The organism is Streptomyces sp. NPDC087845 (genome assembly GCF_044742755.1).
GTDB lineage: Bacteria > Actinomycetota > Actinomycetes > Streptomycetales > Streptomycetaceae > Streptomyces.
This window is the reverse complement of the sequence record NZ_JBIUVC010000011.1, coordinates 59,620-84,902: the sequence shown is the minus strand read 5'-3', so window position 1 is coordinate 84,902 and position 25,283 is coordinate 59,620. Positions and strand designations below refer to the sequence as shown.

Genomic DNA, 25,283 nt, shown 5'->3' with positions numbered 1-25,283 from the left:
TGCGGGCGGAGTGCGATGGCTGGTGCGCGGCGCGTATTCCCCGGCGCGGGGCGCCCCATGACGGGGCGTCATGTACGGATGTCCGTCATGGGGGATGAAGTGGCCATCGCCCCCCGCCGGTCGGGGTTAGTCGCTCCGGTCCCGGACGGGGACGTAACCGCGCTGCTTGTCCACCACGTTCGGCAACGGTTCCCCGGCCGCCCAGAGTTCGAACATCTCCACGAACTGCTCGCCCAACCGGTCGCGCCAGCCCGCCGTGTCGCCGCTCATGTGCGGCGACACGATCAGGTCCGGTACGTCCCAGAGCGGGCTCCGCGGCCCCAGCGGCTCCTGCTCGAACACATCGAGTGCCGCGCCCGCGATCCAGCGCTTGCGCAGTGCGGCCGCCAGATCGGCCTCGACGACCAACGGGCCGCGCCCCACATTGATGAAACGGGCCGAGGGCTGCATCAGCCCGAAGAATCGCGCGTCGAACATCGAACGGGTCGAGTCGGTCAGCGGCGCCGCGCAGATCACCCAGTCGGCCATGGCGGCCAGCCGGTCCAGATCCGCCACCCCGTGGATGGTGCGCCGCGCCCTGCGCCCCACGAGCGCCACTTCGACCCCGAGGGCGATCAGCAGCCGGGTGATCTCCCGTCCGATCGGTCCCGCGCCGACGACCACCGCACGGCTGCCCGCCAGCTCCGTGCTCTCGCGGTGGCGCCACAGCCGCCGGCGCTGGAGCTCCAGCGTGCCGGGGAGGTCCTTGGCGAACGCCAGCACCAGGCCCGCCACGTACTCGGCGACGGGCCGCTCGAAGATGCCCCGCGCGTTGGTCACGACCGTGTCCGAGGCCGCCAGCTCCGGGCAGAGCAGCCGGTCCACGCCCGCGCTCGCCGTGTGCACCCACGCCGGGCGCGGTCCGTCGCCGGGCCAGGCGGCCCGTACCGCGTCGGAGGCGAAGTCCCACACCAGCAGCACGTCGGCCTCCGGGAGCCGCGCGGCGAGTCCGGCCCCGTCCGTGTACCGGACGGCGGCCCGGCCGGTCAGCCGGCCGAGGCGGGGCGACGGGTCGGTGTCCAGGACGAGCAGGGTGGGCTCTGGCATGAGAGGCGGTCGCTCCGCTGCGTCTGAAGATGTGCGACCCGACCACGCTCGCACCCGCGCCCGCCTTCGTCAACAGGTCGCGGTGGGGGTGGTGACGTATGGGGGAATACTGGGGAGGGATGGGGGAAAACGGGCACTCGCAGGGACAGGAAGGGTGGACATGACGACCCTCGGATTTCTCTACCCGGGCCATCACTTCGCGGAGGACGACTTCCCGCGGATGGAGGTCCTGCTCGACGCCGTCAGGCTGGTCGTGAACCACACCGACGCCGACGAGGACGCCTACACGACCGACGTGCTGATGCGCACCGGAGCGCCCGAACGGCTGGCCGCCGGGGTGGCGGAGCTCCAGCGCGCCGGTGTCGAGTCCGTCGTCTGGACGAGCAGCAGCGGCAGCTTCCTGTACGGCTGGGAGGGCGCCCACGAACAGATCGCCGCCCTGGCACGGGCGGCCGGCGTGCCCGCCTCCAGTACCTCGTTCGGCTTCGTGCACGCGGTACGGGAGCTGCGCGCCGCCCGCGTCGCCGTGGCCGCGACCTACCCCGAGCACATCGCCGCACTGTTCGCCGCCTTCCTGCACTCCGCGGGCATCGAGGTGGCCGCCACCCATGCCGCGGCTCTCGCCTCCGCCGCCGAGGCCGCCTCCTGGGGCCTGGACGAGGTGAAGGAACTCGTCCGGGCCGCGGACCGCCCGGAGGCGGAGGCGGTGCTGCTGCCCGACACGGCCCTGCACACCGCCTCGCACGTGGCGGAGCTGGAGGAACTCCTCGGCAAGCCGGTCCTCACCGGGAACCAGGTGGCGGTCCGGGAGGGACTGCGGCTGGCGGACCGCCGGACCTGGTCCCCGCGGCTCGGCAAGATCTTCGCCGAGCGCGAGGCGCCCCCGGCCCCGGTCGCCCGATGGGGCGAGGGCCGGGAATGGGCACGGAGCGGCAGGAAGGGGCGGCCCGGAAAGCAGGTCCGGCCCGGCTGGTGGGAGGAATAAACGGAGACCACCTCCTGTTGTGCATGTCCGGACGTGCGGGCGGACGTACCAGCCGGACGTACGAGCAGGACGCATGCGCATCACCGGAGAGGGCCAGGACGTGGACGAGATTCGAGCCGACGAGATCCGAGGCAAGGCGGAGGGGACGGCCACCGTTCCGCTCTCCGTGCTGGACCTGGTGACCGTGGGCCAGGGCCGCACCGCCACCCAGGCGCTGCGCACCGGCGTGGACATCGCGCAGCTCGCCGAGCGCCGCGGATTCCACCGCTACTGGGTCGCCGAACACCACTCGATGCCGGGTGTCGCCTCCTCCTCGCCGGCCGTGATCCTGGCCCACCTCGCCGCACACACGAAGCGCATCAGGCTCGGCTCCGGCGGTGTGATGCTGCCCAACCACGCACCCCTCGTCATCGCCGAGCAGTTCGGCACCCTTGAGGCCATGGCCCCCGGCCGCATCGACCTCGGCCTCGGACGCGCCCCCGGCACCGACGGCGCGACGGCGGCGGCCCTGCGCCGCGCGGACCGCCTCGACGAGGGAGCCGACGACTTCCCGCAGCAGCTCGCCGAGCTGACCCGGTTCCTGGACGACGACTTCCCCGACGGCCACCCCTACGCCCGTATCCACGCGGTTCCCGGCCCGGTCCAGGCCACGGCCGAGGGTGGCGTCCAGTCGGCGGCCCGCCCGCCGGTCTGGCTGCTCGGCTCCTCCGGCTTCAGCGCGCGGCTGGCCGGAGTGCTCGGCCTGCCGTTCGCCTTCGCCCACCACTTCTCGGCCCAGAACACGGTGCCGGCCCTCGACCTGTACCGGGAGTCGTTCCGGCCGTCGGCGGTGCTCGACGCCCCGTACGCGCTGATCGGCGTCTCGGCCCTGGCCGCCGACGACGAGCGCGAGGCCCGCCGCCAGGTGCTCTCCGGCGCCCTGTCCATGGTCCGCCTGCGCACCGGCCGCCCCGGCCTGGTCCCGACGCCCGAGGAGGCGGAGGCGTACGCCTTCAGCCCCATGGAGCGCGAGTTCGTCGACAACTGGCTGGTCAACATCGTCCACGGCACGGCGGACGAGGTGCGTTCGGGCCTCGACGCGCTGGCCAAGCGCACCGGCGCCGACGAGCTGATGATCACCGCCAACGCCCACGGCGGCGAGGCCCGGCTGCGCAGCTACGAACTGATCGCGGACGCGTACGGGCTGCCGACGGCCTGATCCGGGCCGCCGGTGTCCCGGCCCCGCGGGGGACGGGACACCGGGGCTCAGACCTTCAGCTTCCGGCTGCCGATCAGTTCGGCGATCCGCTCCGGGGCCACCGCGCGTGAGTACAGCCAGCCCTGCCCGGTGTCGCAGCCGATCCTGCGCAGCCGTTCGGCCTGTCCCGCCGTCTCCACGCACTCCGCGGTGACGGTCAGGCCCAGGCGGTGCGCCAGGTGCACCATCGCCTCGACGATCGTCTCGTCGGCGGGGCTGGAGCGGTCGCCGTCGTCGTAGCGGAAGCCGCGGACGAACGAACCGTCCAGCTTCAGTACGGAGACCGGCAGCCGGCTCAGGTAGGCGAGGTTCGAGTAGCCGGTCCCGAAGTCGTCGATGGCGATCCGCACGCCCATGTCGCTGAGCGACTGGAGGGCCTGGAGCGGCCGCCCGGCCGAGCCCATCACCGCCGACTCGGTCAGCTCCAGCTGCAGCAGCGCGGGATCGAGGCCGGTCTCGGCGAGGATCTCCGCGACATCGGTGACCAGGTCGGAGTCCCAGACCTGCCGTACGGCGACGTTGACGCTGATGAACAGCGGCGGTTCGGCCGGGTGGTCGAGCTGCCAGCGCCGGGCCTGGCGGCACGCGGACCGCAGCACCCAGCGGCCGAGCTGGACGATCGAGCCGTCCTCCTCGGCGATCGCGACGAACCGATTCGGCGAGAGCAGGCCGAACTGGGGGTGGTTCCAGCGGACCAGGGCCTCCACCCCGCGTACGACTCCGTCGGCCATGCCGACGAGCGGCTGGTACTCGATGGTGAACTCGCCGCGCTCGACGGCCGGCCGCAGATTGGAGGAGAGCGTCTGCCGGGTCATCCGGTGGGCGTTGCGCTCCGGGTCGAAGACCGTCCAGCGGGCCTTGCCGTCCGCCTTCGCCCAGTACAGCGTGGTGTCGGCGGCCTGCATCAGACCGGTGGCCGAGGTGTCGGCCACGGCCCGTTCCACCACCCCGATCGAGGCCGAGACGGAGACCCGCTGCCCGCCCAGGTCGAAGGGCTTCTGCAAAGCGGCCAGCACCGTGCGGGCCAGCTCGGTGAGTTGCTGCGTACCGGCGGAGTCCTCGACCAGGATCGCGAACTCGTCGCCGCCCAGGCGTGCCACGAGATGGGCGCCGGGACGGTGCGGGCGGTCCTGGGCCGCGCAGTCGGTGAGCCGTGCGGCGACCGCGGTGAGCAGCCGGTCGCCGATCCGGTGGCCCATCGTGTCGTTGACGGCCTTGAAGCCGTCGAGATCGAGGTAGCAGAGCCCGATCCGGCCCTGCCCGGTGGCAGTGCCGTCCTGGTACGGCGGGGTCTCCAGGACGGCCGAGAGCCGTTCGAAGAACAGCGCCCGGTTGGGCAGCCGGGTCACCGGGTCGTGCATCTGGAGGTGGCGCAGCCGCTTCTGCAGCTCGCGCCGGTCGCTGATGTCCGCGACGGAGAGCAGGACCCGGCCGGGGCCGTGCCGCGGGGCGTCGGCCCGGCCGGCCTCCGGTTCGGGCATGGGCACGACGGTGATCTCGGCCCACAGCGAGCGTCCGTCGGGGTGCTTGAACCTGCGGGTGCAGCGGAACCGTGAACGCCGGCCGTGCAGCACCTCGCGGTACGCGTGCCAGGTGCGGCCGTCCGCCACGAGATCGAGCAGGTCGGCCGCCGACTGCGTGGTGAGTGCCGTGGCGGAGAGGCCGAGGAGGCCGCCGAGTGCGTCGTTGGCGGCGACGACCAGGCCCTCGTGGTCGACGACGGCCATCGGGAGCGTGGCGGCCCGGAAGGCGGCCCGATAGCCGTGCGGCTCGGATCCCCGGGCTCCGGCAGGAGGTCGCGGGGCGTGACGCTCCGTGACCGTTGGTCCTGTGGAGTGGGGGGATCCGACCGCCGCGGACCTGGGTCCTTCGGAGGTACCGCTCACCGTTCGCTCCCGCCGTGCAGTTCTGTCCTGAACAGGTGTGGCCGGACTGGCCCGCCGCGCGGAGTGCCGCTTGTGGAAGGCGGAAACCACGCGGGAAAGCCTGGTGAAGCATAGAGGCTGGCACGTCGGCCGTTCCAGCGCCCGACCCCTCCGAGCCCCGCGTTCGCCCCGCATGGGCCAGTCCCGCACCGATCTGCTTTGCCCCTGAGTGATCGTTTCTGAGCGGTTCCGTTCTCTCGCGACGTCCCTGTGATTGATTGTGACTGTCCGTGAGGGTGAACGCCGTGGACGGCTGCTGACTCGACTGGGGCAGCCCAACAGGACGAAAGCCTCGAAACCGTCACAGGGTGAGTGGGTGACCGCAGCTCGCACCCGGAGGTGGATGTGCCGCGCCAGCACGGAGCCGGGAGAGTCGAGAGGCCGAGCCTGCGCGGTGTGGCCGCGGCGGCGACCTCTCTGACGGCGCTCGCGGCCACTTCCCTCGTCGCCGGACCGGCCGTGGCCGCCACCGGCGAAGCGGGTCCGTGCGCGCTGCCCCGTACCGAGGTCCACCACTCGCTCGGTGTGGGGGACTGGGACGACGCCTATCCCCGGCCCGTCCACTCCCTCGACGCGGTCATGATCTTCCTCTCCTTCCCGGACCACCGCCCCACCGCCACCCCCCGGGAACTCACCGCCGACTACTTCCCCGCCACCAGCCGGTTCTTCCAGCGTGCCTCGTACGGGAAGTTCACCCTGCGCCCGCACCCGCTGCAGCAGTGGATCCAGATGCCCAAGGCGTCCCAGTGGTACGGCATACGGCGCGACTGGAACAACGAACGGCGCAGCGCCTATCTGCGCGATGCCATCGCCGTGGCCGACCCGAAGGTCGATTTCTCCCGGTTCGACGTCGTCTACCTGGTCGCCGATCCGGACGCCCCGGGGGTCGACTCCGATGCCACCAAGGTCGTCAACTTCGACCAGCCGCTGCACGCCGACGGCGCGGAGATCCGGCGCGTCGTCACCGTCTTCGAACAGCACCCGCCGGACCACAACGTGCTGGCCCACGAGACCGGGCACGTCTTCGACCTGCCGGACCTCTACCACCGGCCGTCCGACGGCAAGGGCGACTGGGACACCTACGTCGGCGACTGGGACGTGATGGGCAGCCAGTTCGGTCTCGCGCCGGACTTCTTCGGCTGGCACAAGTGGAAGCTGGGCTGGCTGGACCGCAGGCAGGTGGTCTGTGTCCAGCGCAGCCGGGACATCACCCTGGAGCCGATGGCCGCCGTGCCCTCGCCCGGCTCCTCCCTCGGCACCCGGCTCGCGGTGATCAGGACCGGTGAGGGCAGCGCCGTGGCCGTCGAGGCCCGCGGCGCCACCGGCAACGACCGGACGACCTGCGCCGAGGGCGTCCTGCTCTACCGGGTGCGCAACGGAACCCCGTCCGGCGGCGGCCCGGTCGAGGTCATCGACACCCACCCCCGCTCCGACGCCTGCTGGGACCGGTCCGTCTACGCGCCGCTCGCGGACGCCCCGCTGCGGGTCGGCGAGACGTACAGCATCCCCGGCGCGCACTCCAGGGTCGAGGTCGCCGACCGGACACCGTCGGGCGCCTGGACGGTCCGGATCGTCACCGGAACGTAGACGTCCGCGCACACGAAGAAGCCCCTCGCTTCCGCGAGGGGCTTCTTCCGTCGGTGCGCCGCCAGGGACTCGAACCCCGGACCCGCTGATTAAGAGTCAGCTGCTCTAACCAACTGAGCTAGCGGCGCCTGCTGACGTCGTAGACATTAGCATCCTGATCGGCGGGAGGAAAAATCGAATTCCGGGCCACCGACGAGGGCATCGACCTGGCCACCCGGACACAGGCCCAGAGCAGTACGTCCGGGCCCGGCAGCCAGGGGCTGCGGGTGTCGGGGGCCACCACCCAGCGGGGGCCGGGGGTGGCCGGTGTGCAGGTCAGCGGCGGCACGGTCACCGCGTCCCCGGTGCCGTGGCAGAGCAGCGGCGGGACCCTGGTGTCGCCGTCCTCCCGCCGCCGCGGTTCGAGGCCGCCGCCCCACTCCTCCCAGTCGAGCAGCGACGGCAGCCGCTGGGCGGTGCCGGGGGAGGCGAAGAGCAGCATCCGCCCGCGGTGCGTGGCGACGGGGCCGGAACCGGGGCCGTCGGCCCACAGGTGCTCCAGCATCCGGCGGCCGAAAAGAGTGGGCACGTTCACCACGTCGAAGGCCGAACCGCACGGCAGTACCCCGGGTGAGGAGGGATGGGCCTCCCACTGTGCCAGCGTGCTGCGCGGATAGGCCGCGGCGCCGGCGAGCCAGGCGGCGCCGGCCGCCGTGACCTGAGCCGTCTGATGCGCGGCCCGGTCCCGCAGGAGGGCGAAGAGATCGGCGCCGTGGTGGGAGCCGTCGCCGTGGTGCAGGGTCGTTTCGTCTGGCAGCCATGCGGTCATGTGCCCATGTCTACCGGGAGTGATCAATTGGATTCCGAGAGTTGCCGGAAATTGGGACACGCGGGGGTGCGGGGGAGTATCTTGCCCGCGGGCATATGCCACTGGTGGTACCCGGGGGGACAGGGGCGCGGTGGAGGCTGGTGGTCCGGCCGATGCGCGATCCGGTGCGGTGACCGGGAGGCGGGCCGGTACGGCCGTCGCCGCAGCCGTCAGGGCGCGGAGCCGCCCAGCAGGCTCCGGCCGAACTCGACCATCTTCTTGGCATAGTCCTCGGTCCACTCCGCGCGCTCCGCGATGTCCGCGGTCGTCAGCCGGTCGAACCGGCGCGGATCGGCGAGCTGGGCGGCCGCGACGGCCTGGAACTCGACCGCACGGTCGGTCGCGGCACGGAACGCCAGGGTCAGCTCGGTGGCGCGGGCCAGCAGCTCCTGCGGATCGTCCATCGACTCCAGGTCGAAGAAGTGCTCGGGATCGGCGACTGCCGCCGACGGCTCGAAGAGCAGGGGCGCGGGGCGCAGCCGCTGCCGCTCGTTCCGCTCGGGTTGTGCCATGTGGTGTTTCCTCCTTCGGTGGGCCCGGCCTCCGGTGAGCCCGACGGCCACCCTCCATTGTCCAACGTCCCGCAAGGGGGCTCCGCGGATTCCCGGAAACGATGCTGCGACCTGCCGGGACCGGGCGCCCTCACGCCTCCCACCGCACCCGGTGCTCGGCCAGATGCGCCAGCACCGCGTGGTTCGCCTCCCAGCCGTCCGGGAACTTCACCGTGACGCCCAGCTGCACCGGCTCCGTCGACGGGTGCTCGTCCAGCAGCTTCGCGACGCCCGCCCGGCACACCACGACGCACGCGTGCCGGTGGCGCGAGGCCAGTACGCACAGCCGGCCCGTCTCCAGATGGAACGCCGTGGCGTCCGGCCGGCCGGAGAGCGGGTGCAGGACCACCGTCACATCGAACTCGCGGCCCTGGAGCCGGTTCGCCGTGTCCACCGCCACGCCCGTCACACCCAGCTCCGCGAGCGCCGCCCGCACCGCCGCCGCCTGGTCGCGATGGGCGGTGCCGACCGCGACCCGGTCCGCCGTCACCGGGGCCGGGTCGGGGGAGCGCTCGCTGGTTGCCACGCCGCCCCGGTCGAGGAGCCGGCGGACGACCAGGGCCACGGCCCGTACCGCCTCCGGGTCGGTGCGCGGGGTGTGCCGGGCCGGGAGTTCGAGCAGGCCCCAGCCGGACTCCGCGGCCTCGTCCAGCACCCGGTCGGGCGCCGAGCCGTCGGACCCGACGCCGAACGACAGCCGGCGGTCGCCGTGGTCCGTACCGCTGCGGAACGGGGTGTACGGATAGAACGCGTCCGAGACGAGCGGCGCGGCGGACGCGGGCAGCCGCCACGACACCGGCAGCCGGTGCTGCGGCAGTCGGGGATTGTGCGCGAGCAGGGTGGAGACCGCGCTCGCGGACGGGTCGTACGACAGCCCCGCCCACTGGTCCGCGCCGACGATCGAGAACGGGTCCAACTGGCCCGGATCACCGACGAACAACGCCCGCTCGAAGAGCCCCGCGACGGCCAGCAGCGCGTCCGAACGCATCTGGTACGCCTCGTCGACGATCGCGTGGCCCCACGGCTCGACGTTCTTCACGTGCGCCCACTTGGCGGCTGTCGAGATGACCACGTCGAGCCCGGCGAGATCTGACGCCTTGGCCGACTTCCGTACGTTGGCCAGGCCGTCCAGCACCTTGTCGTACGGGTCGGAGTCGTTGCTGTGCAGCCTTCCGACCGGCAGTCCCGGGTCCTTCTCGGCCAGCCGCACCACCAGGTCGTCGACCTGGGCGTTGGTCTGCGCGACCACCATCAACGGGTGCCCGGCCGCCGCGAGTTCGAGCGCCGCGCGCACCACGAGCGTCGACTTGCCCGCGCCCGGCGGGGAGTCCACCACGATCCCGCGCGACGTACCGCCCAGGGTGTCGGCGAGGATCGCGTCGGTCGCCCGCGCGGCCTGGGCGCCGGGGTCGAATACGGCCGTCACAGAAGGTCCTCCGCGGTCACGGGATCGGGGTGCTCGGCGCGCTCACCGGCCGCGCCCGGCGGCCCGCCATGGGTCCAGGGCGTCTCCTCCGGATCCGGCAGCTTCGGGCCGCCGCGCTGATCGTGTTCGAACAGCGTCCAGGAGATCCGGTCGCCCGGCTCCGGCACCGAACCCGGGGCCGGCTCCTTGCTCCGGCCCATCCGGTCGGTGATCCGCAGCACCAGCGCGGGCGCGCCCCCGTCCTCCGGCTCCTCGGCGTACCCGACGAACTCGGCGGTCTGCGGCCTGCCGTCCAGCGAGCGGTACACCTTGGTGCGCTCGCCGAGATGCGGGCGCTCGTCCGTGCGGACGGTGACCAGCGGGCGCGGGGACGGGCGCTTCGATTCGCTGTATGCCCGCACCACCTCCGTCACCTCCCCCACGAACGCCTCACCGGCCAGCCGCCGCCCGGCCAGCACCAGCGGATCGTCCAACGCCTCCTGCGCCTCCAGCTGCGCCTGCGCCGTCTCCCGCGAGGCCAGCTTCTGCGCCGCCGTCACCGCGTCGTCCCGGCGCGGCTGCGGCGGCTCACCGGACCGCACCCGGTCCCGGTGGCCGGTGAACGACCAGCGGTCCCTGGTCCAGCGGTCCTCGGCCCGAGAACCCTCGGGCAGTTCCTTCAGCAGATCGAGCCCCCGCCACACCGCGTCCCACGTCGGCCGCATCACCCCGGCCAGGAGTGCCCTGATCTCCCGCTCGGCGCCGGTCAGCTCGGCGAGCCGGGCATCGGCCGCCAGACCGTCCTCGGCCGCGGCGAGCGAGGTGCGCGCCCGGTCGTACTTCTCGATGGCGGGTGCCAGCAGCCGGTTGTCGAACGCCGGGTCCGTGGCCGGACCGGCCGGCGGGCACAGCAGCTGGCCCGCGCCGTCCCGGTCCAGCTCCGCACGGAGCGCCGCCGCCGCCCCCGACTCGTCCGCCGGGGCGTCGATCCAGGCCAGCAGCGCGCCCAGATGCTGATCCTCCAGGCTGCTCTGCCCGGTCGCCCAGTGCCGGTTCAGCAGGTCCGTCGCGGCGAGCAGCAGCGAGGAGCCCGGCACCCTGGCCCGCTCCCCGTAGTGCGTCAGCCAGCGGCCCAGCAGCGGCACCCGGGCCGGGGCGGGGTAGGGGGTGTCGGGATCTTCCTCCGCGGTGCGCCGGAACCGCATGGAGCGGCCGAGCAGCCGGACGAACTCGATGCCCGCACGGCTCGGCACGACCAACTGCGGTGCGTCCGCGCACAGCTCGACCTCGACCTTGGCCTTCTTCCCGGTCTCCGGATCGGTCTCGTTGCGCTCGGCGGGCTCGACGACGTCCTCGTACGCCTCGATGTGCGGCAGCACCGCCTCGGCCAGCTCCGCGAGGAACGCGAACCGCAGATCCCGGTCGCGCGGCTGCGACACCGCCAGCAGCCGGGGCGCCTCCCGGTCGGTCCCGACGAGCGCCCCCAGCGGGGCGCCCGCCTCACCTGCGGTGGTCAGCGGCACCAGGACCAGCGGCCGGTCGGTGAGATGGCGGTGCCGGACCGTCGTCATCGGCTGCGCCCGGCCGCTCTCCACGGCCTCCAGCCGGGCCAGCGTGCTGATCAGCGACATGCCGCACCGCCCTCCAGCGCCTCGGCGCGCAGCGCCGCCGCCCGCCGCAGGGCCGCGACCGTCGGATCCGCCGGGTCGCCCTCCTTGCCCGCGGCGGCGGCCAGCACCGCACCCACCGTCGTCAGCCCGCCGAGCTCACCGCGCACACTCCGCCCCAGCGCCTCCACCGCGCCCGCCGCACGGGCCTTCGCCCGGCAGTGGAAGGCCAGCTCGCACGCGGCCAGGCACTCCGGGGCGTACGCGGCACCGACCGACTCGACCGCGGCGTCGAGCTGCTCCCGGGGGCACTCCGGATCGAAGGTGGTGCCCTCGGGCAGGGCCGCCGCGATGTCCTCGACCCGGGCCAGCCTGGTCAGCTGACGTCGGGTGACCGCACGCTGCTTCCGTACGTCCACGATCGAGGCGGTGGGCAGATTGGAGAAGTCCTTCGGGCAGACCAGCAGCACCCGGTGCCCGACCCGGGCGCCCCCGGTCAGCTCCGCGATCCGCTCCAGCGCCAGTACGTAGACGGCGGACTGCCGGGCCGCCGCACCGACCTTCGCCGCGTCGGCCGAGCCGTCGACCATGGGGAAGGACTTGATCTCGACGACCGTCCACGTGCCGTCGGGGTGCACCGCCACCGCGTCCGGCTCCAGATAGGCCGGGGAGCCCGCCACCTCCAGGGCCAGCATCGGGTGGTCCAGCAGCGCCCAGCCGCCCGCCTCGGTCGCCTCCCGCAGGGCGAGCGCCGTACGCGCCGCGCGGCCCTCGGGTCCGGCGGCGGCCAGGTCGGGCACCAGGACCTCGCGCGGCGCCGCGGCACCGCCGCCGAGGTGCTCGTACAGCAGCCGCATCAGCTCCGTACCGCCGTCGGCCTTGACCTTGGCCTCGAAGGCGTTGCCCCGGACGAGAGCGAACTGCGACTGGCCGAAGGGGGCCGGCGAGCCGAGTGCCGCGGCCAGCGCGGTCTTGTCCACCCCGGCGCCGTCCAGCAGGGCGCGGCGCCGGCAGCCGGGGTTGGCGGCGAGGGCGGCCAGCGCGCGGGCGTCCAGCGGACGCGGTGCGACGGCCGGGCCCCGCAGCTCAGCGAGCCGCTGCCGGAGCGTCGCCCCCCGCTGCTCGCGCGTCTGCGGGAGCAGCGGCGTCGGCCCGGGGTGTGCGACCGGCCGAGGCGTCTGCGTCGGCCGATGCCGCGGCATCGGTGGAGTCTGCGGAGGTGGTCCGCTGGCCAGGGATTCGCTCACCCGCCGAAGTCTTGCATCCGGCACTGACAACCGGGGACTTCGTGGTCGGGGCGAGCCGCGGGAAGCGGGCCCCGAGCCGCTCCTTGACCCGGTCGCCGAGCCGCATCACCGGTCCGGCCAGCAGGGCTCCGACGCCCATCACCGCGGCGCCCGCGACCGCGTCGAGGAAGTAGTGGTTGGCCGTGCCCATCACCACGAACGTGGTGAGCAGGGGGTACGCGATGCCCGCGGCCCGTACGAGCGGGTGCCGGCCGTGGCGCCACAGCAGGATTCCGCACCAGAGCGCCCAGCCGACGTGCAGGCTCGGCATCGCCGCGTACTGGTTGGTCATTCCGCTCATGCCGCGCGGGGCACTCGCCCCGGTGCCCCACCATCCGTACGAGCTGTACTGCGCCATGGTGTCGACGAAGCCGTGCGTGGCGTCGAGCAGCCGGGGCGGGCAGGTCGGCAGCAGCGTGAAGCCGATCAGGCCCAGCAGCGTGGAGGTCATCAGCCAGGTGCGGGCCCTGCGGTACAGGGCCTCCCGGCGGCGGAAGAGCCAGACCAGAACGGCCGGGGTGATCAGATAGTGCAGGGACGCGTACACGAAGTCGGCGGGTATGCCGATCGAGGAGTGCGCGGTGAACAGCCGGTTGAGCGGGTGCTCGAAGTTGATGTGGAGCGTCTTCTCCAGGTGCAGGATGCGCAGACCGTGGTCGACGGCCGTCGACACGTCGCCGCGCACCACCAGTCGGCCCGCCGAGTAGGCTGCGTACACCAGGGCCAGCAGCGGCAGCTCGGTCCACCAACGGGGCCGCGGGTGCGCCACGGGCGCGGTGCTGACAGGCTGCATCCGGAAGCTCTCCATCATGTGTTCATGCGACTGACGGCGGGCGTTCAACCGTACGGTGCGGGTCGGTCGCGATTCCCCCGGGGGTCCTTGTCGGTTGCCCCCTGTGTGTACGGATTTCTCCGCGCAGAGAGGGACGCCGCTTCCGCCCCGGGGGTTGCCTCCCGGACCCGTGCGCGATGATGGGAAAACCGGACGATCCGTTCTGTCTCGATCTCCGGCCTCAGATCTCAGTTCAGGGAGAGCCGTCATGGCACCGCGTATCCTGCTCGCCCGGCACGGCCAGACGGAATGGTCCGTCAAGGGCAATCACACCGGCAGGACGGACATCCCGCTGCTCGACACCGGCCGGGCGGGCGCCAAGCTCCTCGGTGAGCGGCTGCACCGCGGGCCGTGGGCGGACCTGCCGGGCCTCGAAGTCCGCACCAGCCCGCTGCTGCGGGCCAAGGAGACCTGTGAGATCGCGGGTTTCGCGGACCGGGCCGAGCCGTGGGACGCGCTGCTGGAGTGGGACTACGGGGCGTACGAGGGGATGACTCCGGCCGAGATCAGGGCGATCCGCCCCGACTGGTTCATCTGGCGTGACGGGGTGCCGGAGGGGGAGACCCTGGCCGAACTGTCCGCCCGCGCCGACGAGATCGTCGACTGGGCCCGCTCGGCCGACCGCGACGTCCTGGTCTTCGCCCACGGCCACATCCTGCGGGCACTGGGGGCGCGATGGCTGGGCGAGGACGTGTCCTTCGCGGCGCGCATCCGGCTCGACCCGACGTCGCTGTCGGTACTGGGGTGGGCGTACGGGGCGCCCGCGGTGGAACGCTGGAACGACACGGGCCACCTGGACCGGTAGCCGCCGCCGGCCGGGCGGTGGTTCTGCCGGGCGCGGCGGTCCTGTCGGCCGCCGCCCGCGCGTCCGCCGCCTACGCGCCCGCCGGGCATCCGTGCTGGTGGACCGCGCCGCGGGTCTACGAAGAGCGTCGCCTACGCGTCCGCCGGGCATCCGTGCTGGTGGACCGCGCCGCGGGTCTACGAAGAGCGTCGCCTGCAGACCGCGCCGCGAGTCTGCGAAGGGCGCCGCCTACGCGCCCGCCGGGGCATCCGCCCCCGCGGCCTCCCCGTACCGCTCCAGGAACCCGCGTACCTCCGCCGCGCCCCGGTGCGGCGCCAGCACCCCCGCCGCGCCCGCCAGCATCGCCCGGATGCGGGACGACTGGACGCGGTCCAGCAGGTCCAGCACCTGGTGGCCGGCCGACGCCGCCTCCGGGGCCCGGCCCGCCCTGGCGAGGTCCGTGGTCAGCTCGGCCCGGTAGAGCGCCAGGTTCCGGGTGAAGTGCGGATCCTGGAGGCGCGTCGCGCGCAGCGCGTGGCGGGCCGCCCGCGACCAGTCGCCCAGCGCCGACCAGCACTGCGCCTCCAGCATCTCCAGCTCCGCCTCCCGGAAGAACGTCATCCACTCCGGATCGGCGTCGGACGCACCGCGTCCGAACGCGGTGTGCGCCCGGCCGATCGCCCGTTCGCAGCCCGTACGGTCCCCGAGCCCCGCCCGGCCCCCCGCCTCCCGCAGCGCGAGCAGCGCCAGCAGCCGCGGCGAGCCCAGCGGCCGCGCCACCCGTTGCCCTGCCTCGGCCGCCCGTACGGACTCGCGGGGCCGCCCCGTGTCCCTGGCCAGGAACGACGCGTTGCAGAACGCGTGCGCCTCCAGCGCCGCGTCACCCGCCACGCGCGCCGTGGCGAGCGCCTCCGCGTAGTGCGAGCGGGCGTCCTCGAACCGGCCCGAGTCGTGGGCCAGCCAGCCCACCGAGATGGCCAGTTCGCCCGCCCCGGTGTGCAGCCGGTCGGCGGTGGAGCGCTTGGTGGCGGCTCCGGAGTCGAGCAGCGCGTACGCCGCCCGCAGCGGCTGCGACGCCTTGCGGTACAGGCCGTCACCGCCGTGCCGGTCGTCGAGCAGCCGGATCTGCCGTACCGCCTTCTCGACGGCGCTCACTTCGGCCTCGCCGACCCGGCGCGGCTCGGGCAGGGGGGCGGCGGCGGACGTGCCGCCGAGGCCGAACGCCAGGGTCGCGGTCGCCATCGTGGTGGTGCCGCTCGTCATGAATACGCGACGCAGCACGTCGCTCTCCTCGTCGGTGTCGCTGTGGAGCGTGGGGGGCGGTGGGGTTTCGGCGGTGGCCCGCGCCCCCCGGCCGCGTACGGTTTCGCGCGGCGAGAAGCCCAGGTCCGCCAGGGTCGTCCCGGGGAACATGTGCAGGAAGACCCGCTCGTACGCGTAGTTGGGGCAGCGGATCTCGCCGGACTCCACGCGTCCGATGTACCGGGCGTCGCACGCGACCTGCTCGCCGATCTCGCGGGCGGACCTGCGTACCGCGGCAGCGAACTCCCCGGCGGAGCGCTGACCGCGCAGCCGCCGGAAGGCGAGGTTGGGAACTGCCCCTGTCGACACCATGGGCGAGGACCTCTCTTCTGCAGCCGGGGTTCCTGCTTCCGGTGTCCCGGCGGAGCAAGAACGTACCTGCTGTGAGCGGTCACACACTCTGTGTTTGCCAACAAAAGGGGCATCTCGCCCACGATCCGCCATGAACTGCCACCCTTTGCGGCGGCGTGGCACCGTAGCCCTTGACGCGGTCGGCGCGTTGGTTGCTGTGGAGACGGAATCCGGCTCCGCCCGGCGATGAGAGGAGAGGTCCCTTGTTGCATCTCGGCACGGAGACCGGCTCGCGGACGACTGCGACGACCCCGGCCGCAACGGGTGCCACGGCGCCCACCGCGCCCCCGGTGGACCACGGCGCCGAACCCTGCGACCTGGTGACCGTCCCCGCCCGTCAGGGACTGGAGGCCGTGGACATCCTGCGCCGCGGCGCCGATCAGGAGGCCGTCGGGCCGGTCCTGCACGACGGCGCCTGCGACACCCTCGGCTTCCTGGTGCCCCCGGGAACCGCGGCGGCGTGGGACGTACCGGGCAGCGCCTGTACGCAGACCGCGGGCCGCGGGCTGCGCATCCCCGCCGAACCTCCCGTCACCGGCAGCGGCTGGCTGCTGCCGCCCGAGGACGATGCCCCGGTCACCGACCCGGCCGTGCTGCGGGCCGCTCTCGACCAGGCGGCCCGGCTGATCGAGGCGGCCGACAGCTGCCGCTGACCGCCGGGTCCTTCCGCGTGCCCATAATGGGCCGGTGGCCGGGACCTTCCGGCGCGGCCGGTTCCGTACCGGCCCGGAGCGATGAGCAGTGAGCAGGCACGAACAGCAGTGGCACGTCGAGGAGCGTCGGGCGGGGGCACGGGCGCCCGTAAGCGGTCCGACCGCAAGGCCGACAGCAGGCCCGACAGCAGGACCGACAGCAGGGCTGACGGCAGGGCCGAACGCGCAGCCGGACGCGGAACCGGGCGCCGGGCGGAGCCCGTCGCGGTGCCGGTGGACGGCGGCCTCGCCGAGCTGGTGCCCGACCGGGAGCGCCCGCACGCCTGGACACTGACGCTCGACGGCGCCCCCCAGTCCCATGTGGACCTGGACGACCCCACGTACCTGTCCTTCGAGTACCAGCGCAGGATCGGCCACATCGCCGACCTTGCCGCACCCGCCGGGCAGCCCCTGCACGTGGTGCACCTGGGCGGCGGCGCGTTCACCCTCGCCCGCTACATCGCCGCGACCCGGCCCCGCTCCACCCAGCAGATCGTCGAGGTGGACGCCGCGCTCGTCCAACTGGTCCGCCGCGAGCTGCCGCTGGACCCGCAGGCCAGGATCCGGGTCCGGGCCACCGACGCCCGCGCCGGGCTCGGGAAGGTCCAGGACGGCTGGGCGGACCTCGTCATCGCGGATGTCTTCAGCGGCGCCCGCACCCCCGCACACCTGACCAGCACCGAGTTCCTCGCCGAGGTCCGCCGGGTCCTGAAGCCCGGCGGGAGTTACGTGGCCAACCTCGCGGACGGGCCGCCGCTGACCCATCTCCGCGGCCAGATCGCCACCGCGGCCACGGTCTTCCCCGAACTCGCGCTCGCCGCCGACCCGACCGTGTGGCGCGGCCGCCGCTTCGGCAACGCGGTGCTGCTCGCCTCGGACCTGCCGCTGAAGGTCGCGGAGCTGACCCGCCGGGTCGCGACCGACCCGCACCCCGGACGCGTCGAACACGGGCGCGCCCTCGCCGACTTCACCGGCGGCGCGGCGGCGGTGAGCGACGCGGACGCCAGACCGTCACCGGCTCCGCCGCCTTCGGCGTTCGGCTGAGGGCTGTCCCGCAGTCCCTGGTGGATCGGCGTGCGGCAGGCCCCCGGACGACCAGTTCGTACGATCCGCCCTCATCCGGCACCTGACCGAGGCGTCGCACACGGTGCGGAGCGTCGGCACCGCGCTCGAAGCGCTGCGCGAGGTCGCCCACTCCGCTTCGACGTGGTCATCCTCGACCTCGGCCTGCCCGATCTCGACGGCGGCGAGGCGCTGAAGATGCTCCGCGGCACCACCGACGTACCCGTGATCATCGCGACCGCGCGGGACGACGAGAGCGAGATTGTCCGGCTGCCCAACGACGGCGCCGACGACTATCTGACCAAGCCGTTCTCGGTGGAGCACCTGTCCGCGCGGATGGCCGCCGTGCTGCGCCGCTCGCGCGCCGCCGGGGGCGGGGCGCCGGCGCCGCGGGTCATCCGGGTCGGCGGCCTCTCCATCGACCCGCTGCGCCGCCGGGCCGAACTGGACGGCACCGCGCTCGACCTCACCCGCCGCGAGTTCGACCTGCTGACCTTGCTCGCCGGGCGGCCCGGGGTCGTCGTCCCGCGCAGGGAACTCCTCGCCGAGGTCTGGCAGCAGTCCTACGGTGACGACCAGACCATCGACGTCCATCTCTCCTGGCTGCGCAGGAAGCTGGGCGAGACGGCCGCCGGGCCGCGCTATCTGCACACCCTGCGCGGCGTCGGCGTGAAGCTCCAGCCACCCGCCCCGGAGCGGCCCGCATGAGATGGGCCCTGGTCAAGGTGGTCCTGGCCGTCGCCGTCACCCCGCGGCCCACCGCCCCGCAGACCACCACCCCCTCCGCACCCCGGCCGGCCCCCACCCCCACCCCCACCCCCGGCCGGGGTGCGCCCCATCCACCGGGCAACCGGCCCGCTATCCGGCCCGGTTCACCGCCGACAGCACCGCCAGGATCGACGCCGTCAGGACGGACGTGTCCTGACCGGCCCCCCAGTGCAGCTCCCCGCCGACCCGGCACTCCGCGTACGCCATCGCCGGGCTGCCCTGCCCCGCCGCCGTCGCGTGCTCGGTGAAGTCGAGGATGTCCACCTCGATCCCCGCGGCTGCCAGCGCACGCGTGAACGCCGACACCGGGCCGTTGCCCGTGCCCTCGTAGTCGCCCTCCCGCTCGCCCACCCGCAGCGTGCAGATGAACCGGTGCTCACCGGCCGGGTTCCGGTCCGTGGACCAGGAGGTCAGGGCCACGTTCCCGTCCCGTCCGGGGACCAGGTACGCCGCCTCGAACAGCTCCCACAGATCCTTCGGGGTGGCCTCCAGGCCGCTGTCGTCGGTCGCCGTCTGCACCGTACGGGAGAAGTCCGCGCGCAGCCGGGCCGGCAGGTGCATCCCGTAGTTGCTCTGCAGCAGATGGGCGATGCCGCCCTTCCCCGACTGGCTGTTGACCCGGATGACCGCCTCGTACGTCCGTCCCACGTCCGCCGGGTCGATCGGCAGATACGGCACCGACCACAGCTCGGCACCACTGCTCGCGCGATGGGCGAAGCCCTTGCTGATGGCGTCCTGGTGGGTGCCGGAGAACGCCGTGTAGACGAGGTCGCCGCCGTACGGGTGGCGGGGCGGCACCGGCAGCCGGTTGCAGTGCTCGACCGTGCGGCGGATCTCGTCGATGTCGGAGAAGTCGATCATCGGGTCGACGCCCTGGGCATGCAGATTGAGGGCCAGGTTGACCAGGTCGACGTTGCCGGTGCGCTCCCCGTTGCCGAACAGGCAGCCCTCCACGCGCTGCGCACCCGCCAGGACGGCGAGCTCGGCGCACGCGGTGCCGGTGCCGCGGTCGTTGTGCGGATGGACGGAGAGGATCACCGCGTCCCGTCGGTCCAGGTGACGGTGCATGTACTCGATCTGGTCCGCGTACACGTTCGGAGTGGCGATCTCCACCGTGGCGGGCAGATTGTGGATGACAGGCCGGTCCGGGGAGGCGTCCCACAGGCCGGTGAGGCTGTTGCAGAGCTCCAGGACGAAGTCCGGCTCGGTGAGGATGAAGACCTCGGGGGAGAACTCGAACCGGATGTCGGCGCCGGGCCGCGCCCGCGCCAGCCGCTCCATCCGCGCCGCCGCGTCCAGCACCAGGGCGTGCACCTCGGCGCGGCTGCGGCCGAGCACGACATCGCGCCAGACGGGGGCGGTCGGGGTGTACAGATGGACGACCGCGCGGCCCATTCCCTCGATGGACTCGAAGGTCCGCTCGATCAGATCCGGCTTGGCCGGGGTGAAGACGACCACGGTGACGTCGGCCGGCACGGCGCCGCTCTCGGCCAGATGCCGGACGAAGTCGAAGTCGGTGCGGCTCGCGGACGGATAGCCGACCTCGATCTCCTTGAACCCCATGGCGACCAGCAGATCGAACATCCGGCGCTTGCGCGGCGTGTCCATCGGTTCGGCCAGCGCCTGGTTGCCGTCCCGCAGATCCACGGGTACCCAGAGCGGGGCCTTCTCGATACGGGCCTGCGGCCAGGTGCGGCCGGTCAGCGGGACCTCGACGCGGTCGAAGGCGGAACGGTAGCGGTGGGACGGCATGGAGCTGGCGCGCTGCGGGTTCCAGCGGGGCGCGTCGGCGGGCACGGGCCCGCGCGGGGTGCAGATCGTGGGGAAGCTGTGCATCGGTGACAGACGGTCGGACATGAAGCGGACTCTTCTCGCATCGCCGGATGCGACCGGCACCGCACGGCATCCCGCGGCGGGGTGCCGGTCGCTTCAGGCCCCGCCGCGGCAGCCGAGAAGAAGGAGACCGCTGTGCGTCATGCCGGGTACAGTAGCCAGAAAGCAAGTCCTCAGACAACCTGACAGGTGAATTCGTGTCCTCGCTCGGTCCGCTCCGCCCCAGCCCCCTGGTCGAACAGGCCACGCACCATCTGCGCGAGCAGATCACCGAGGGGCACTGGCCGGTCGGCACGAAGATTCCCGGCGAGACGACCCTGGCCAAGACGCTCGGTGTGGGCCGCTCCACGGTCCGCGAGGCGGTACGCACACTGGCCACGCTCGGGCTGCTCCAGTCCCGGCAGGGCGCGGGCGTCTTCGTCATCGCCGACCACGCGACCGAGGACTGGCCGGCCCGGCTGCGCAGGGCCTCGGTCACCGATGTCTACGAAGTGCGCATGCTGATCGAGGTCCAGGCCGCCCGCCTGGCCGCGCGGCGCCGTACGGACGAGGACCTGGCCGCCCTCGACGGGGCGCTCACCGCGCGGCGGGCGGCGGGGGCCGGGGGAGACGCGGGGTTCGTCGACGCGGACATCGCCCTGCACCGGGCCGTGGTGGTCGCCGCCCACAACCCCGTACTCACCGACCTCTTCGGCGAGTTCGCCCCGGTGTTGCGGCAGGGGCTCATCGACCTCGTGGAGCTGTTCGGCCTGCGCCGCGACGATCCGGACCACGGCGACGCGGCCCATGACGCGCTGGTACGGGCCGTGGTGGCCGGCGACGCGGACTCGGCGGGCCGCGCCGCACAGGCCGAACTGGAATCCACCCTGGCGCGCCTGCGGGCGGTGTAGCCCCGCGACCCCGACCCGCCTCTTCCCGCCGCCTTTCTCGGGTGCGCCTGCTGTCGCCCGTTCCCGCCGCCTGTTCTCGTTGCGCCTCCCGCCGGCCGTTTCTACCGCCCGTCCCCGTCGCGCCTTCTGTTGCCCGTTCCCGTTGCACCGCTGGTCGCCCCCCGGCGTACCCGTCGCCCTTCGGCGTCCCCGCATCGTCCTTCGGTGTCCCCGACGCGCCTCCCGCCGCCCCCCGGCGCGCCCGTGACGACGCGTCGGGTTCGGGGAAAGAACGCGGATGCGCCCCGGGCCGCCCCCGGCGGGCCCCCTCGCGCGATGCCCCGTTCACCTTCCGGTGCGCGATCGCGTGTGAACCGGGGGGCGGGAACCGCTCCCGGACCGGGCGGACATGCGGCCCGGCCGGCCCGCCCCGGGGTGACCGGCGTAGCGGGTTCCCACCCGGCGCGCCCTTGACCTGCGCATCATCGGAAAGGGGCCGAGCCTCCGGCCGGTCTCCGCGGGCTATGGCAAGACTTCGGCGGGACACGGTCTCGTGACTTGCAGGACACACTCGGGCAACGGAAGCGCCTTCAACTCTTGACACCCACCCCTCGCAGGCAGGAACCTTCCGACATCGACGCATGGGAGCGCTCCCACATCGTGCGGGGGATTCCCGCTCGAACGGCACTGCCCGTGTCCTCCCCCCTGAGCCACCCGGCATCCGCTCCCACCAGCGCGTATGCCGCGCAGTCAGAACGCCAGTCCCACCCTGGAACAAGGAGTAGTGGAATGCGCATCACCCGCACCGTCGCCGGCCGGAGCCGCAGAGCCGCGGTTCTGGCCACCACGGGCCTGACAGCCTCGGCCCTGTTGCTGGCCGGCTGCAGCAGCGACTCGGACTCGTCGGACGACACGGGCTCCGGCGCGAACGGGAAGATCACGCTGACCGTCGCCGACTACGGGCAGTTCGGCTACAAGGAGGCCGGCCTTTTCGCCAAGTACCACGAGCTGCACCCGAACATCACGGTCAAGGAGGACGTCACCGCCGACGAGAAGGTCTACTACCCCAAGCTGCTCCAGCAGCTGAACTCGGGCAGCGGCCTCGCCGACGTCCAGGGCATCGAGGTCGGCCGGATCAAGGAGATCGTCGACACCAAGGCGGACTCCTTCGCCGATCTCAGCAAGGTGATCGACGTCGACGAGTGGGTGTCCTGGAAGGAGAAGCAGGCCACCACGTCCGGCGGTCAGGTGATCGGCGCGGGCACCGACATCGGTCCGATGTCCCTCTGCTACAACACCGACCTGTTCGGGAAGGCAGGTCTGCCGACCGACCGCGCGGAGGTCGCCAAGAAGGTCGCCGGGGGCTGGGAGGACTACCTCAAGCTCGGTGAGGAGTACAAGAAGAAGGCCCCCGAGGGCACGTACTTCATGGACTCCGCGAGCGCCATGTTCAACGCCGTGGTGAGCTCGAACGCGAAGCAGTACTACGACGAGAGCGGCAAGCCGGTCTACAAGGACAGCCCCAGCGTCCAGCAGGGCTGGAACCTGGCCGCCGAGGCCGCGTCGAAGAAGCTGACCCAGGGTCTCGCCCAGTTCAACGACCCGTGGGTCGCCGCTCTGCGCAAGGGCACCGTCGCCACCGTGGCCTGCCCCGCGTGGATGGCCGGTCAGATCTCGACCAACGCCGGTGAGGCCAACAAGGGCAAGTGGGACATCACCACCGCACCCGGTTCGACCGCCGCCAACTGGGGCGGCTCCTTCGTCGCCGTGCCCAAGTCGGGCAAGAACGTCGACGAGGCCACCAAGCTCGTCAAGTGGCTGACCGCTCCCGAGCAGCAGGCCGCCGTGTTCAAGGCGATCGGTGTCTTCCCGTCCAACAAGGGCGCGTACGACCTGCCGGACGTGAAGAACGCGAAGCTCCCCTACTTCAACGACGCGCCGATCGGGCAGATCTACGCCGACGAGGCCAAGTCCATCCCCGAGACGGTCCTCGGCGCGAAGGACGGCGTCATCAAGGACACCATCTCCACCCAGATCAACAACATGGAGCAGCGCGGCACGAGCCCCGACGACGCGTGGAAGGCGGCGGCCAACGCGATCGACAAGGCGATCGGGTAGATCGTCGCCGGTGCGGGCGGCCCCCAGGAGCCTCCCGCACCGGCCCGCGCCCGGACGACCGCCCCGGCCCGTACCCCCGCACCGGCCCGCGCCCGGACGACCGCCCCGGCCCGTATCCCCCCGCACCCCTCGTGCAGGCCAACTCAGCAACGCAGGGAAGGACTCCCGCCCGTGGCCACCTCGACTCCCACCCGGGACGCATACGCCCCGCCGCCCGACGGTTCCCAGCAGACGACGGCCCGGTCCCGTCGGCAGAACTGGCGGAGCCGGCTGTGGCGGTTCGACGACAAGGCATCGCCGTACGCCTACATAGCCCCGTTCTTCCTCGTCTTCGGTGCCTTCGGGCTCTATCCGCTGCTGTACACCGGTTGGATCGCCCTGCACCGGGTGGAGATGACCGGCCTGGACCGGATGGAGTGGGTCGGCTGGGACAACTTCGACAAGATCCTGCACGACTCCGAGTTCTGGACGGCCCTCGGCAACACCTTCCTGATCGGGGTCATGTCCACCGTCCCGCAGCTGCTGGTCGCGCTCGGTCTGGCCCATCTGCTGAACTACCGGTTGCGCGCCAGCACGTTCTGGAGGACGGTCGTCCTCACCCCGTACGCCACCTCCGTGGCCTCCGCGGCCCTCGTCTTCGCCCTGGTGTTCCGGGCCGACGGCGGCCTGCTGAACTGGGCGCTGCACTTCATCGGCCTCGGCGACACCAACTGGGCCAACGGCCACTGGACGTCGAAGATCGCGATCTCCGTCATCGTGATCTGGCGCTGGACGGGCTACAACACCCTGATCTACCTGGCCGCCATGCAGGCCGTACCGACCGATCTGTACGAGGCCGCCTCGCTGGACGGCGCCTCGCGCTGGCAGCAGTTCCGCAAGGTGACCATCCCCTCGCTGCGGCCCACGATCCTCTTCACGATCGTCATATCGACCATCGGCTCCATGCAGCTGTTCGGTGAGCCGCTGCTGCTGGAGGGCGGCACCCTAGGAGCCACCGGCGGCAACGAGAATCAGTACGAGACGCTCAGCGTCTACCTCTACAACTACGGCTGGAATCTCGGGCACCTCGGTCCGGCCGCCGCAGTGGCCTGGGCGATGCTCGCCCTCCTGCTGATCATCGCCGCGGTCAACTGGCTCATCGGCCGTTTCGTACGCACATCCGCGGTCTGACCGGGAGCGAATTCCATGACCATGACCAGCCCCACCAAAGCCCCGGAACTCGGCCTCCCGAGCACGCCCCACCGGGCGGCGCGGCGCCCGAGCCGCTTCAGGCCGGGCGCGGGCCGGCAACTGCAGGGCGGCCCGTTCGCCTACATCGCCCTGGCCGTCGTCGGCATCGGCTCGCTCCTGCCGCTCTACTGGACGCTCGTGGCCGCGTCCCACACCCAGGACGAAGTGCTCGCCACCACACCGCCGTTCCTGCCGGGCGGGCGGCTGCTGCACAACCTCGACGCGGCCTGGAGCCAGGCGCACCTCGGCAAGGCGATCGTCAACAGCGTCGTCGTCTCCGGCTGCATCACGGCGGCGACGCTCTTCTTCTGCACCCTGGCCGGCTACGCCTTCGCCAAGATGCGCTTCACCGGCCGGGGTGCGCTGATGACCGGGGTCATCGCCACGCTCACGATCCCGCCGCAGCTCAGCGTCGTCCCGCTGTTCATGATGATGTCCGACATCGGCTGGGGCGGAAAGCTGGAGTCGGTGATCTTCCCGACCCTGGTGAGCGCGTTCGGGGTGTTCTTCATGCGGCAGTACCTGACCGAGGCGCTGCCCTACGAACTCATCGAGGCCGCCAAGATCGACGGCGCGAACAACTTCCGCATCGTGCGGAGCGTGGTGCTCCCGGTGGCCCGCCCCGCGATGATGGTGCTGGGAATGCTCACCTTCGTACAGGCCTGGAACGACTTCTTCTGGCCCTACCTCGCCCTCAACCAGCAGAATCCCACGCTCCAGGTGGCCCTCGGCCAGCTGAGCGCCTCCTACACCCCCGACCAGAGCATCGTGATGGCCGGCGCTTTGATCAGCACGCTGCCGCTGCTCGTCGTCTTCGTGATCTTCGGCAAGCAGATCGTCGGCGGGATCATGTCCGGCGCCGTCAAGGGGTGACACCGCGTCACCCGCCGTTCCCCGGGCACCCGTACGGCCTGATTCCCTGACCG

General features: G+C 72.6%; 21 protein-coding genes, 1 tRNA gene and 1 pseudogene. 12 read left to right on the top strand and 11 right to left on the bottom strand.

All coding sequences use genetic code 11. The annotated features are described in order from the left end of the window. Nucleotides 1-126: 126 nt before the first annotated feature. The gene (locus ACIOMQ_RS26965) at nt 127-1,086 is read right to left on the bottom strand and encodes a D-2-hydroxyacid dehydrogenase (RefSeq protein ID WP_362212273.1); all 960 of its coding nucleotides are present in this window, start codon (nt 1,084-1,086) and stop codon (nt 127-129) included. A gap of 160 nt (nt 1,087-1,246) precedes the next feature. Here ACIOMQ_RS26965 and ACIOMQ_RS26960 point away from each other — a divergent pair, with 160 nt between their 5' ends. Beyond that, on the top strand, nt 1,247-2,071 hold the full coding sequence (locus ACIOMQ_RS26960) for a decarboxylase (protein WP_362212276.1): 825 nt from the start codon (nt 1,247-1,249) through the stop codon (nt 2,069-2,071). A gap of 73 nt (nt 2,072-2,144) precedes the next feature. Then, nucleotides 2,145-3,269 carry an LLM class flavin-dependent oxidoreductase gene (locus ACIOMQ_RS26955; protein WP_362212279.1) on the top strand — a complete coding sequence of 375 codons (1,125 nt, stop codon included), beginning with the start codon at nt 2,145-2,147 and terminating at the stop codon, nt 3,267-3,269. A gap of 47 nt (nt 3,270-3,316) precedes the next feature. Here the strand turns inward: ACIOMQ_RS26955 and ACIOMQ_RS26950 are convergent, their stop codons facing one another. After that, a complete protein-coding gene (locus ACIOMQ_RS26950; protein ID WP_362212282.1) occupies nt 3,317-5,194 on the bottom strand; it encodes an EAL domain-containing protein in 1,878 nt (625 codons plus the stop codon). A 384-nt stretch (nt 5,195-5,578) separates the two neighbouring features. Here ACIOMQ_RS26950 and ACIOMQ_RS26945 point away from each other — a divergent pair, with 384 nt between their 5' ends. Further along, a complete protein-coding gene (locus ACIOMQ_RS26945; protein WP_401941403.1) occupies nt 5,579-6,820 on the top strand; it encodes a M6 family metalloprotease domain-containing protein in 1,242 nt (413 codons plus the stop codon). Between the two features lie 54 nt (nt 6,821-6,874). Here the strand turns inward: ACIOMQ_RS26945 and ACIOMQ_RS26940 are convergent. The 7 genes from ACIOMQ_RS26940 to ACIOMQ_RS26910 all read right to left on the bottom strand — a co-directional run bounded on the left by ACIOMQ_RS26940 (nt 6,875) and on the right by ACIOMQ_RS26910 (nt 13,324). After that, nucleotides 6,875-6,948: transfer RNA gene (locus tag ACIOMQ_RS26940), tRNA-Lys, on the bottom strand. Next, nucleotides 6,939-7,628 carry a hypothetical protein gene (locus tag ACIOMQ_RS26935; RefSeq protein ID WP_362212285.1) on the bottom strand — a complete coding sequence of 230 codons (690 nt, stop codon included), beginning with the start codon at nt 7,626-7,628 and terminating at the stop codon, nt 6,939-6,941. Before ACIOMQ_RS26935 ends, ACIOMQ_RS26940 begins: the two co-directional genes overlap by 10 nt. 209 nt (nt 7,629-7,837) lie before the next feature. Beyond that, a complete protein-coding gene (locus tag ACIOMQ_RS26930; RefSeq protein ID WP_362212288.1) occupies nt 7,838-8,179 on the bottom strand; it encodes a hypothetical protein in 342 nt (113 codons plus the stop codon). Nucleotides 8,180-8,309: 130 nt separating this feature from the next. Further along, nucleotides 8,310-9,644: an AAA domain-containing protein gene (locus tag ACIOMQ_RS26925; RefSeq protein ID WP_402190724.1), complete on the bottom strand. Its 1,335-nt coding sequence runs from the start codon at nt 9,642-9,644 to the stop codon at nt 8,310-8,312. Beyond that, entirely contained in the window at nt 9,641-11,254 is a 1,614-nt protein-coding gene (locus ACIOMQ_RS26920) for a hypothetical protein (protein WP_401268221.1), read from the bottom strand. Before ACIOMQ_RS26920 ends, ACIOMQ_RS26925 begins: the two co-directional genes overlap by 4 nt. Continuing rightward, nucleotides 11,245-12,432, bottom strand: coding sequence for a hypothetical protein (locus tag ACIOMQ_RS26915; protein ID WP_362208214.1), 1,188 nt, complete (start codon nt 12,430-12,432; stop codon nt 11,245-11,247). The genes ACIOMQ_RS26920 and ACIOMQ_RS26915 overlap by 10 nt, the downstream gene beginning before the upstream one ends. Continuing rightward, entirely contained in the window at nt 12,317-13,324 is a 1,008-nt protein-coding gene (locus ACIOMQ_RS26910; RefSeq protein ID WP_362208354.1) for a phosphatase PAP2 family protein, read from the bottom strand. Before ACIOMQ_RS26910 ends, ACIOMQ_RS26915 begins: the two co-directional genes overlap by 116 nt. Before the next feature lie 232 nt (nt 13,325-13,556). Between ACIOMQ_RS26910 and ACIOMQ_RS26905 the strand changes: the two genes are divergently transcribed. Continuing rightward, nucleotides 13,557-14,153, top strand: coding sequence for a histidine phosphatase family protein (locus ACIOMQ_RS26905; RefSeq protein WP_362208216.1), 597 nt, complete (start codon nt 13,557-13,559; stop codon nt 14,151-14,153). Between the two features lie 228 nt (nt 14,154-14,381). Here the strand turns inward: ACIOMQ_RS26905 and ACIOMQ_RS26900 are convergent, their stop codons facing one another. Further along, complete coding sequence (locus ACIOMQ_RS26900; RefSeq protein WP_362208219.1) at nt 14,382-15,746, bottom strand: tetratricopeptide repeat protein; 1,365 nt, start codon at nt 15,744-15,746, stop codon at nt 14,382-14,384. Between the two features lie 242 nt (nt 15,747-15,988). Here ACIOMQ_RS26900 and ACIOMQ_RS26895 point away from each other — a divergent pair, with 242 nt between their 5' ends. The 4 genes and pseudogenes from ACIOMQ_RS26895 to ACIOMQ_RS26880 all read left to right on the top strand — a co-directional run bounded on the left by ACIOMQ_RS26895 (nt 15,989) and on the right by ACIOMQ_RS26880 (nt 18,247). Continuing rightward, the gene (locus tag ACIOMQ_RS26895) at nt 15,989-16,438 is read left to right on the top strand and encodes a hypothetical protein (RefSeq protein WP_362208222.1); all 450 of its coding nucleotides are present in this window, start codon (nt 15,989-15,991) and stop codon (nt 16,436-16,438) included. 88 nt (nt 16,439-16,526) lie between these two features. After that, entirely contained in the window at nt 16,527-16,772 is a 246-nt protein-coding gene (locus ACIOMQ_RS26890; protein ID WP_402190721.1) for a PT domain-containing protein, read from the top strand. Then, the gene (locus ACIOMQ_RS26885) at nt 16,706-17,521 is read left to right on the top strand and encodes a spermidine synthase (protein ID WP_402190718.1); all 816 of its coding nucleotides are present in this window, start codon (nt 16,706-16,708) and stop codon (nt 17,519-17,521) included. Before ACIOMQ_RS26890 ends, ACIOMQ_RS26885 begins: the two co-directional genes overlap by 67 nt. 73 nt (nt 17,522-17,594) lie before the next feature. Next, a pseudogene (locus ACIOMQ_RS26880) lies at nt 17,595-18,247 on the top strand (response regulator transcription factor). 150 nt (nt 18,248-18,397) lie between these two features. On the opposite strand, the gene leuA reads toward ACIOMQ_RS26880, so the two are convergent. After that, nucleotides 18,398-20,164, bottom strand: coding sequence for a 2-isopropylmalate synthase (gene leuA / locus ACIOMQ_RS26875; protein ID WP_401268215.1), 1,767 nt, complete (start codon nt 20,162-20,164; stop codon nt 18,398-18,400). A 173-nt stretch (nt 20,165-20,337) separates the two neighbouring features. Here leuA and ACIOMQ_RS26870 point away from each other — a divergent pair, with 173 nt between their 5' ends. From ACIOMQ_RS26870 to ACIOMQ_RS26855, 4 genes are all read left to right on the top strand, one after another. Beyond that, a complete protein-coding gene (locus ACIOMQ_RS26870) occupies nt 20,338-21,030 on the top strand; it encodes a FadR/GntR family transcriptional regulator (RefSeq protein WP_402190714.1) in 693 nt (230 codons plus the stop codon). A 768-nt stretch (nt 21,031-21,798) separates the two neighbouring features. Then, on the top strand, nt 21,799-23,127 hold the full coding sequence (locus ACIOMQ_RS26865) for an extracellular solute-binding protein (RefSeq protein WP_362208230.1): 1,329 nt from the start codon (nt 21,799-21,801) through the stop codon (nt 23,125-23,127). Nucleotides 23,128-23,298: 171 nt separating this feature from the next. Further along, nucleotides 23,299-24,297, top strand: a complete 999-nt coding sequence (locus ACIOMQ_RS26860; protein WP_402190711.1) for a carbohydrate ABC transporter permease — start codon at nt 23,299-23,301, stop codon at nt 24,295-24,297. Nucleotides 24,298-24,312: 15 nt separating this feature from the next. Beyond that, complete coding sequence (locus tag ACIOMQ_RS26855; RefSeq protein ID WP_401268210.1) at nt 24,313-25,230, top strand: carbohydrate ABC transporter permease; 918 nt, start codon at nt 24,313-24,315, stop codon at nt 25,228-25,230. Nucleotides 25,231-25,283: the final 53 nt, after the last annotated feature.

Coding starts and splice junctions, on each gene's coding strand:
- ACIOMQ_RS26920 (WP_401268221.1), bottom strand. CDS start 11,254: ATGTCGCTGATCAGCACGCTGGCCCGGCTGGAGGCCGTGGAGAGCGGC.
- ACIOMQ_RS26865 (WP_362208230.1), top strand. CDS start 21,799: ATGCGCATCACCCGCACCGTCGCCGGCCGGAGCCGCAGAGCCGCGGTT.
- ACIOMQ_RS26910 (WP_362208354.1), bottom strand. CDS start 13,324: ATGGAGAGCTTCCGGATGCAGCCTGTCAGCACCGCGCCCGTGGCGCAC.
- ACIOMQ_RS26935 (WP_362212285.1), bottom strand. CDS start 7,628: ATGACCGCATGGCTGCCAGACGAAACGACCCTGCACCACGGCGACGGC.
- ACIOMQ_RS26900 (WP_362208219.1), bottom strand. CDS start 15,746: ATGGTGTCGACAGGGGCAGTTCCCAACCTCGCCTTCCGGCGGCTGCGC.
- ACIOMQ_RS26965 (WP_362212273.1), bottom strand. CDS start 1,086: ATGCCAGAGCCCACCCTGCTCGTCCTGGACACCGACCCGTCGCCCCGC.
- ACIOMQ_RS26955 (WP_362212279.1), top strand. CDS start 2,145: ATGCGCATCACCGGAGAGGGCCAGGACGTGGACGAGATTCGAGCCGAC.
- ACIOMQ_RS26915 (WP_362208214.1), bottom strand. CDS start 12,432: ATGCCGCGGCATCGGCCGACGCAGACGCCTCGGCCGGTCGCACACCCC.
- ACIOMQ_RS26930 (WP_362212288.1), bottom strand. CDS start 8,179: ATGGCACAACCCGAGCGGAACGAGCGGCAGCGGCTGCGCCCCGCGCCC.
- ACIOMQ_RS26905 (WP_362208216.1), top strand. CDS start 13,557: ATGGCACCGCGTATCCTGCTCGCCCGGCACGGCCAGACGGAATGGTCC.
- leuA (WP_401268215.1), bottom strand. CDS start 20,164: ATGTCCGACCGTCTGTCACCGATGCACAGCTTCCCCACGATCTGCACC.
- ACIOMQ_RS26960 (WP_362212276.1), top strand. CDS start 1,247: ATGACGACCCTCGGATTTCTCTACCCGGGCCATCACTTCGCGGAGGAC.
- ACIOMQ_RS26855 (WP_401268210.1), top strand. CDS start 24,313: ATGACCATGACCAGCCCCACCAAAGCCCCGGAACTCGGCCTCCCGAGC.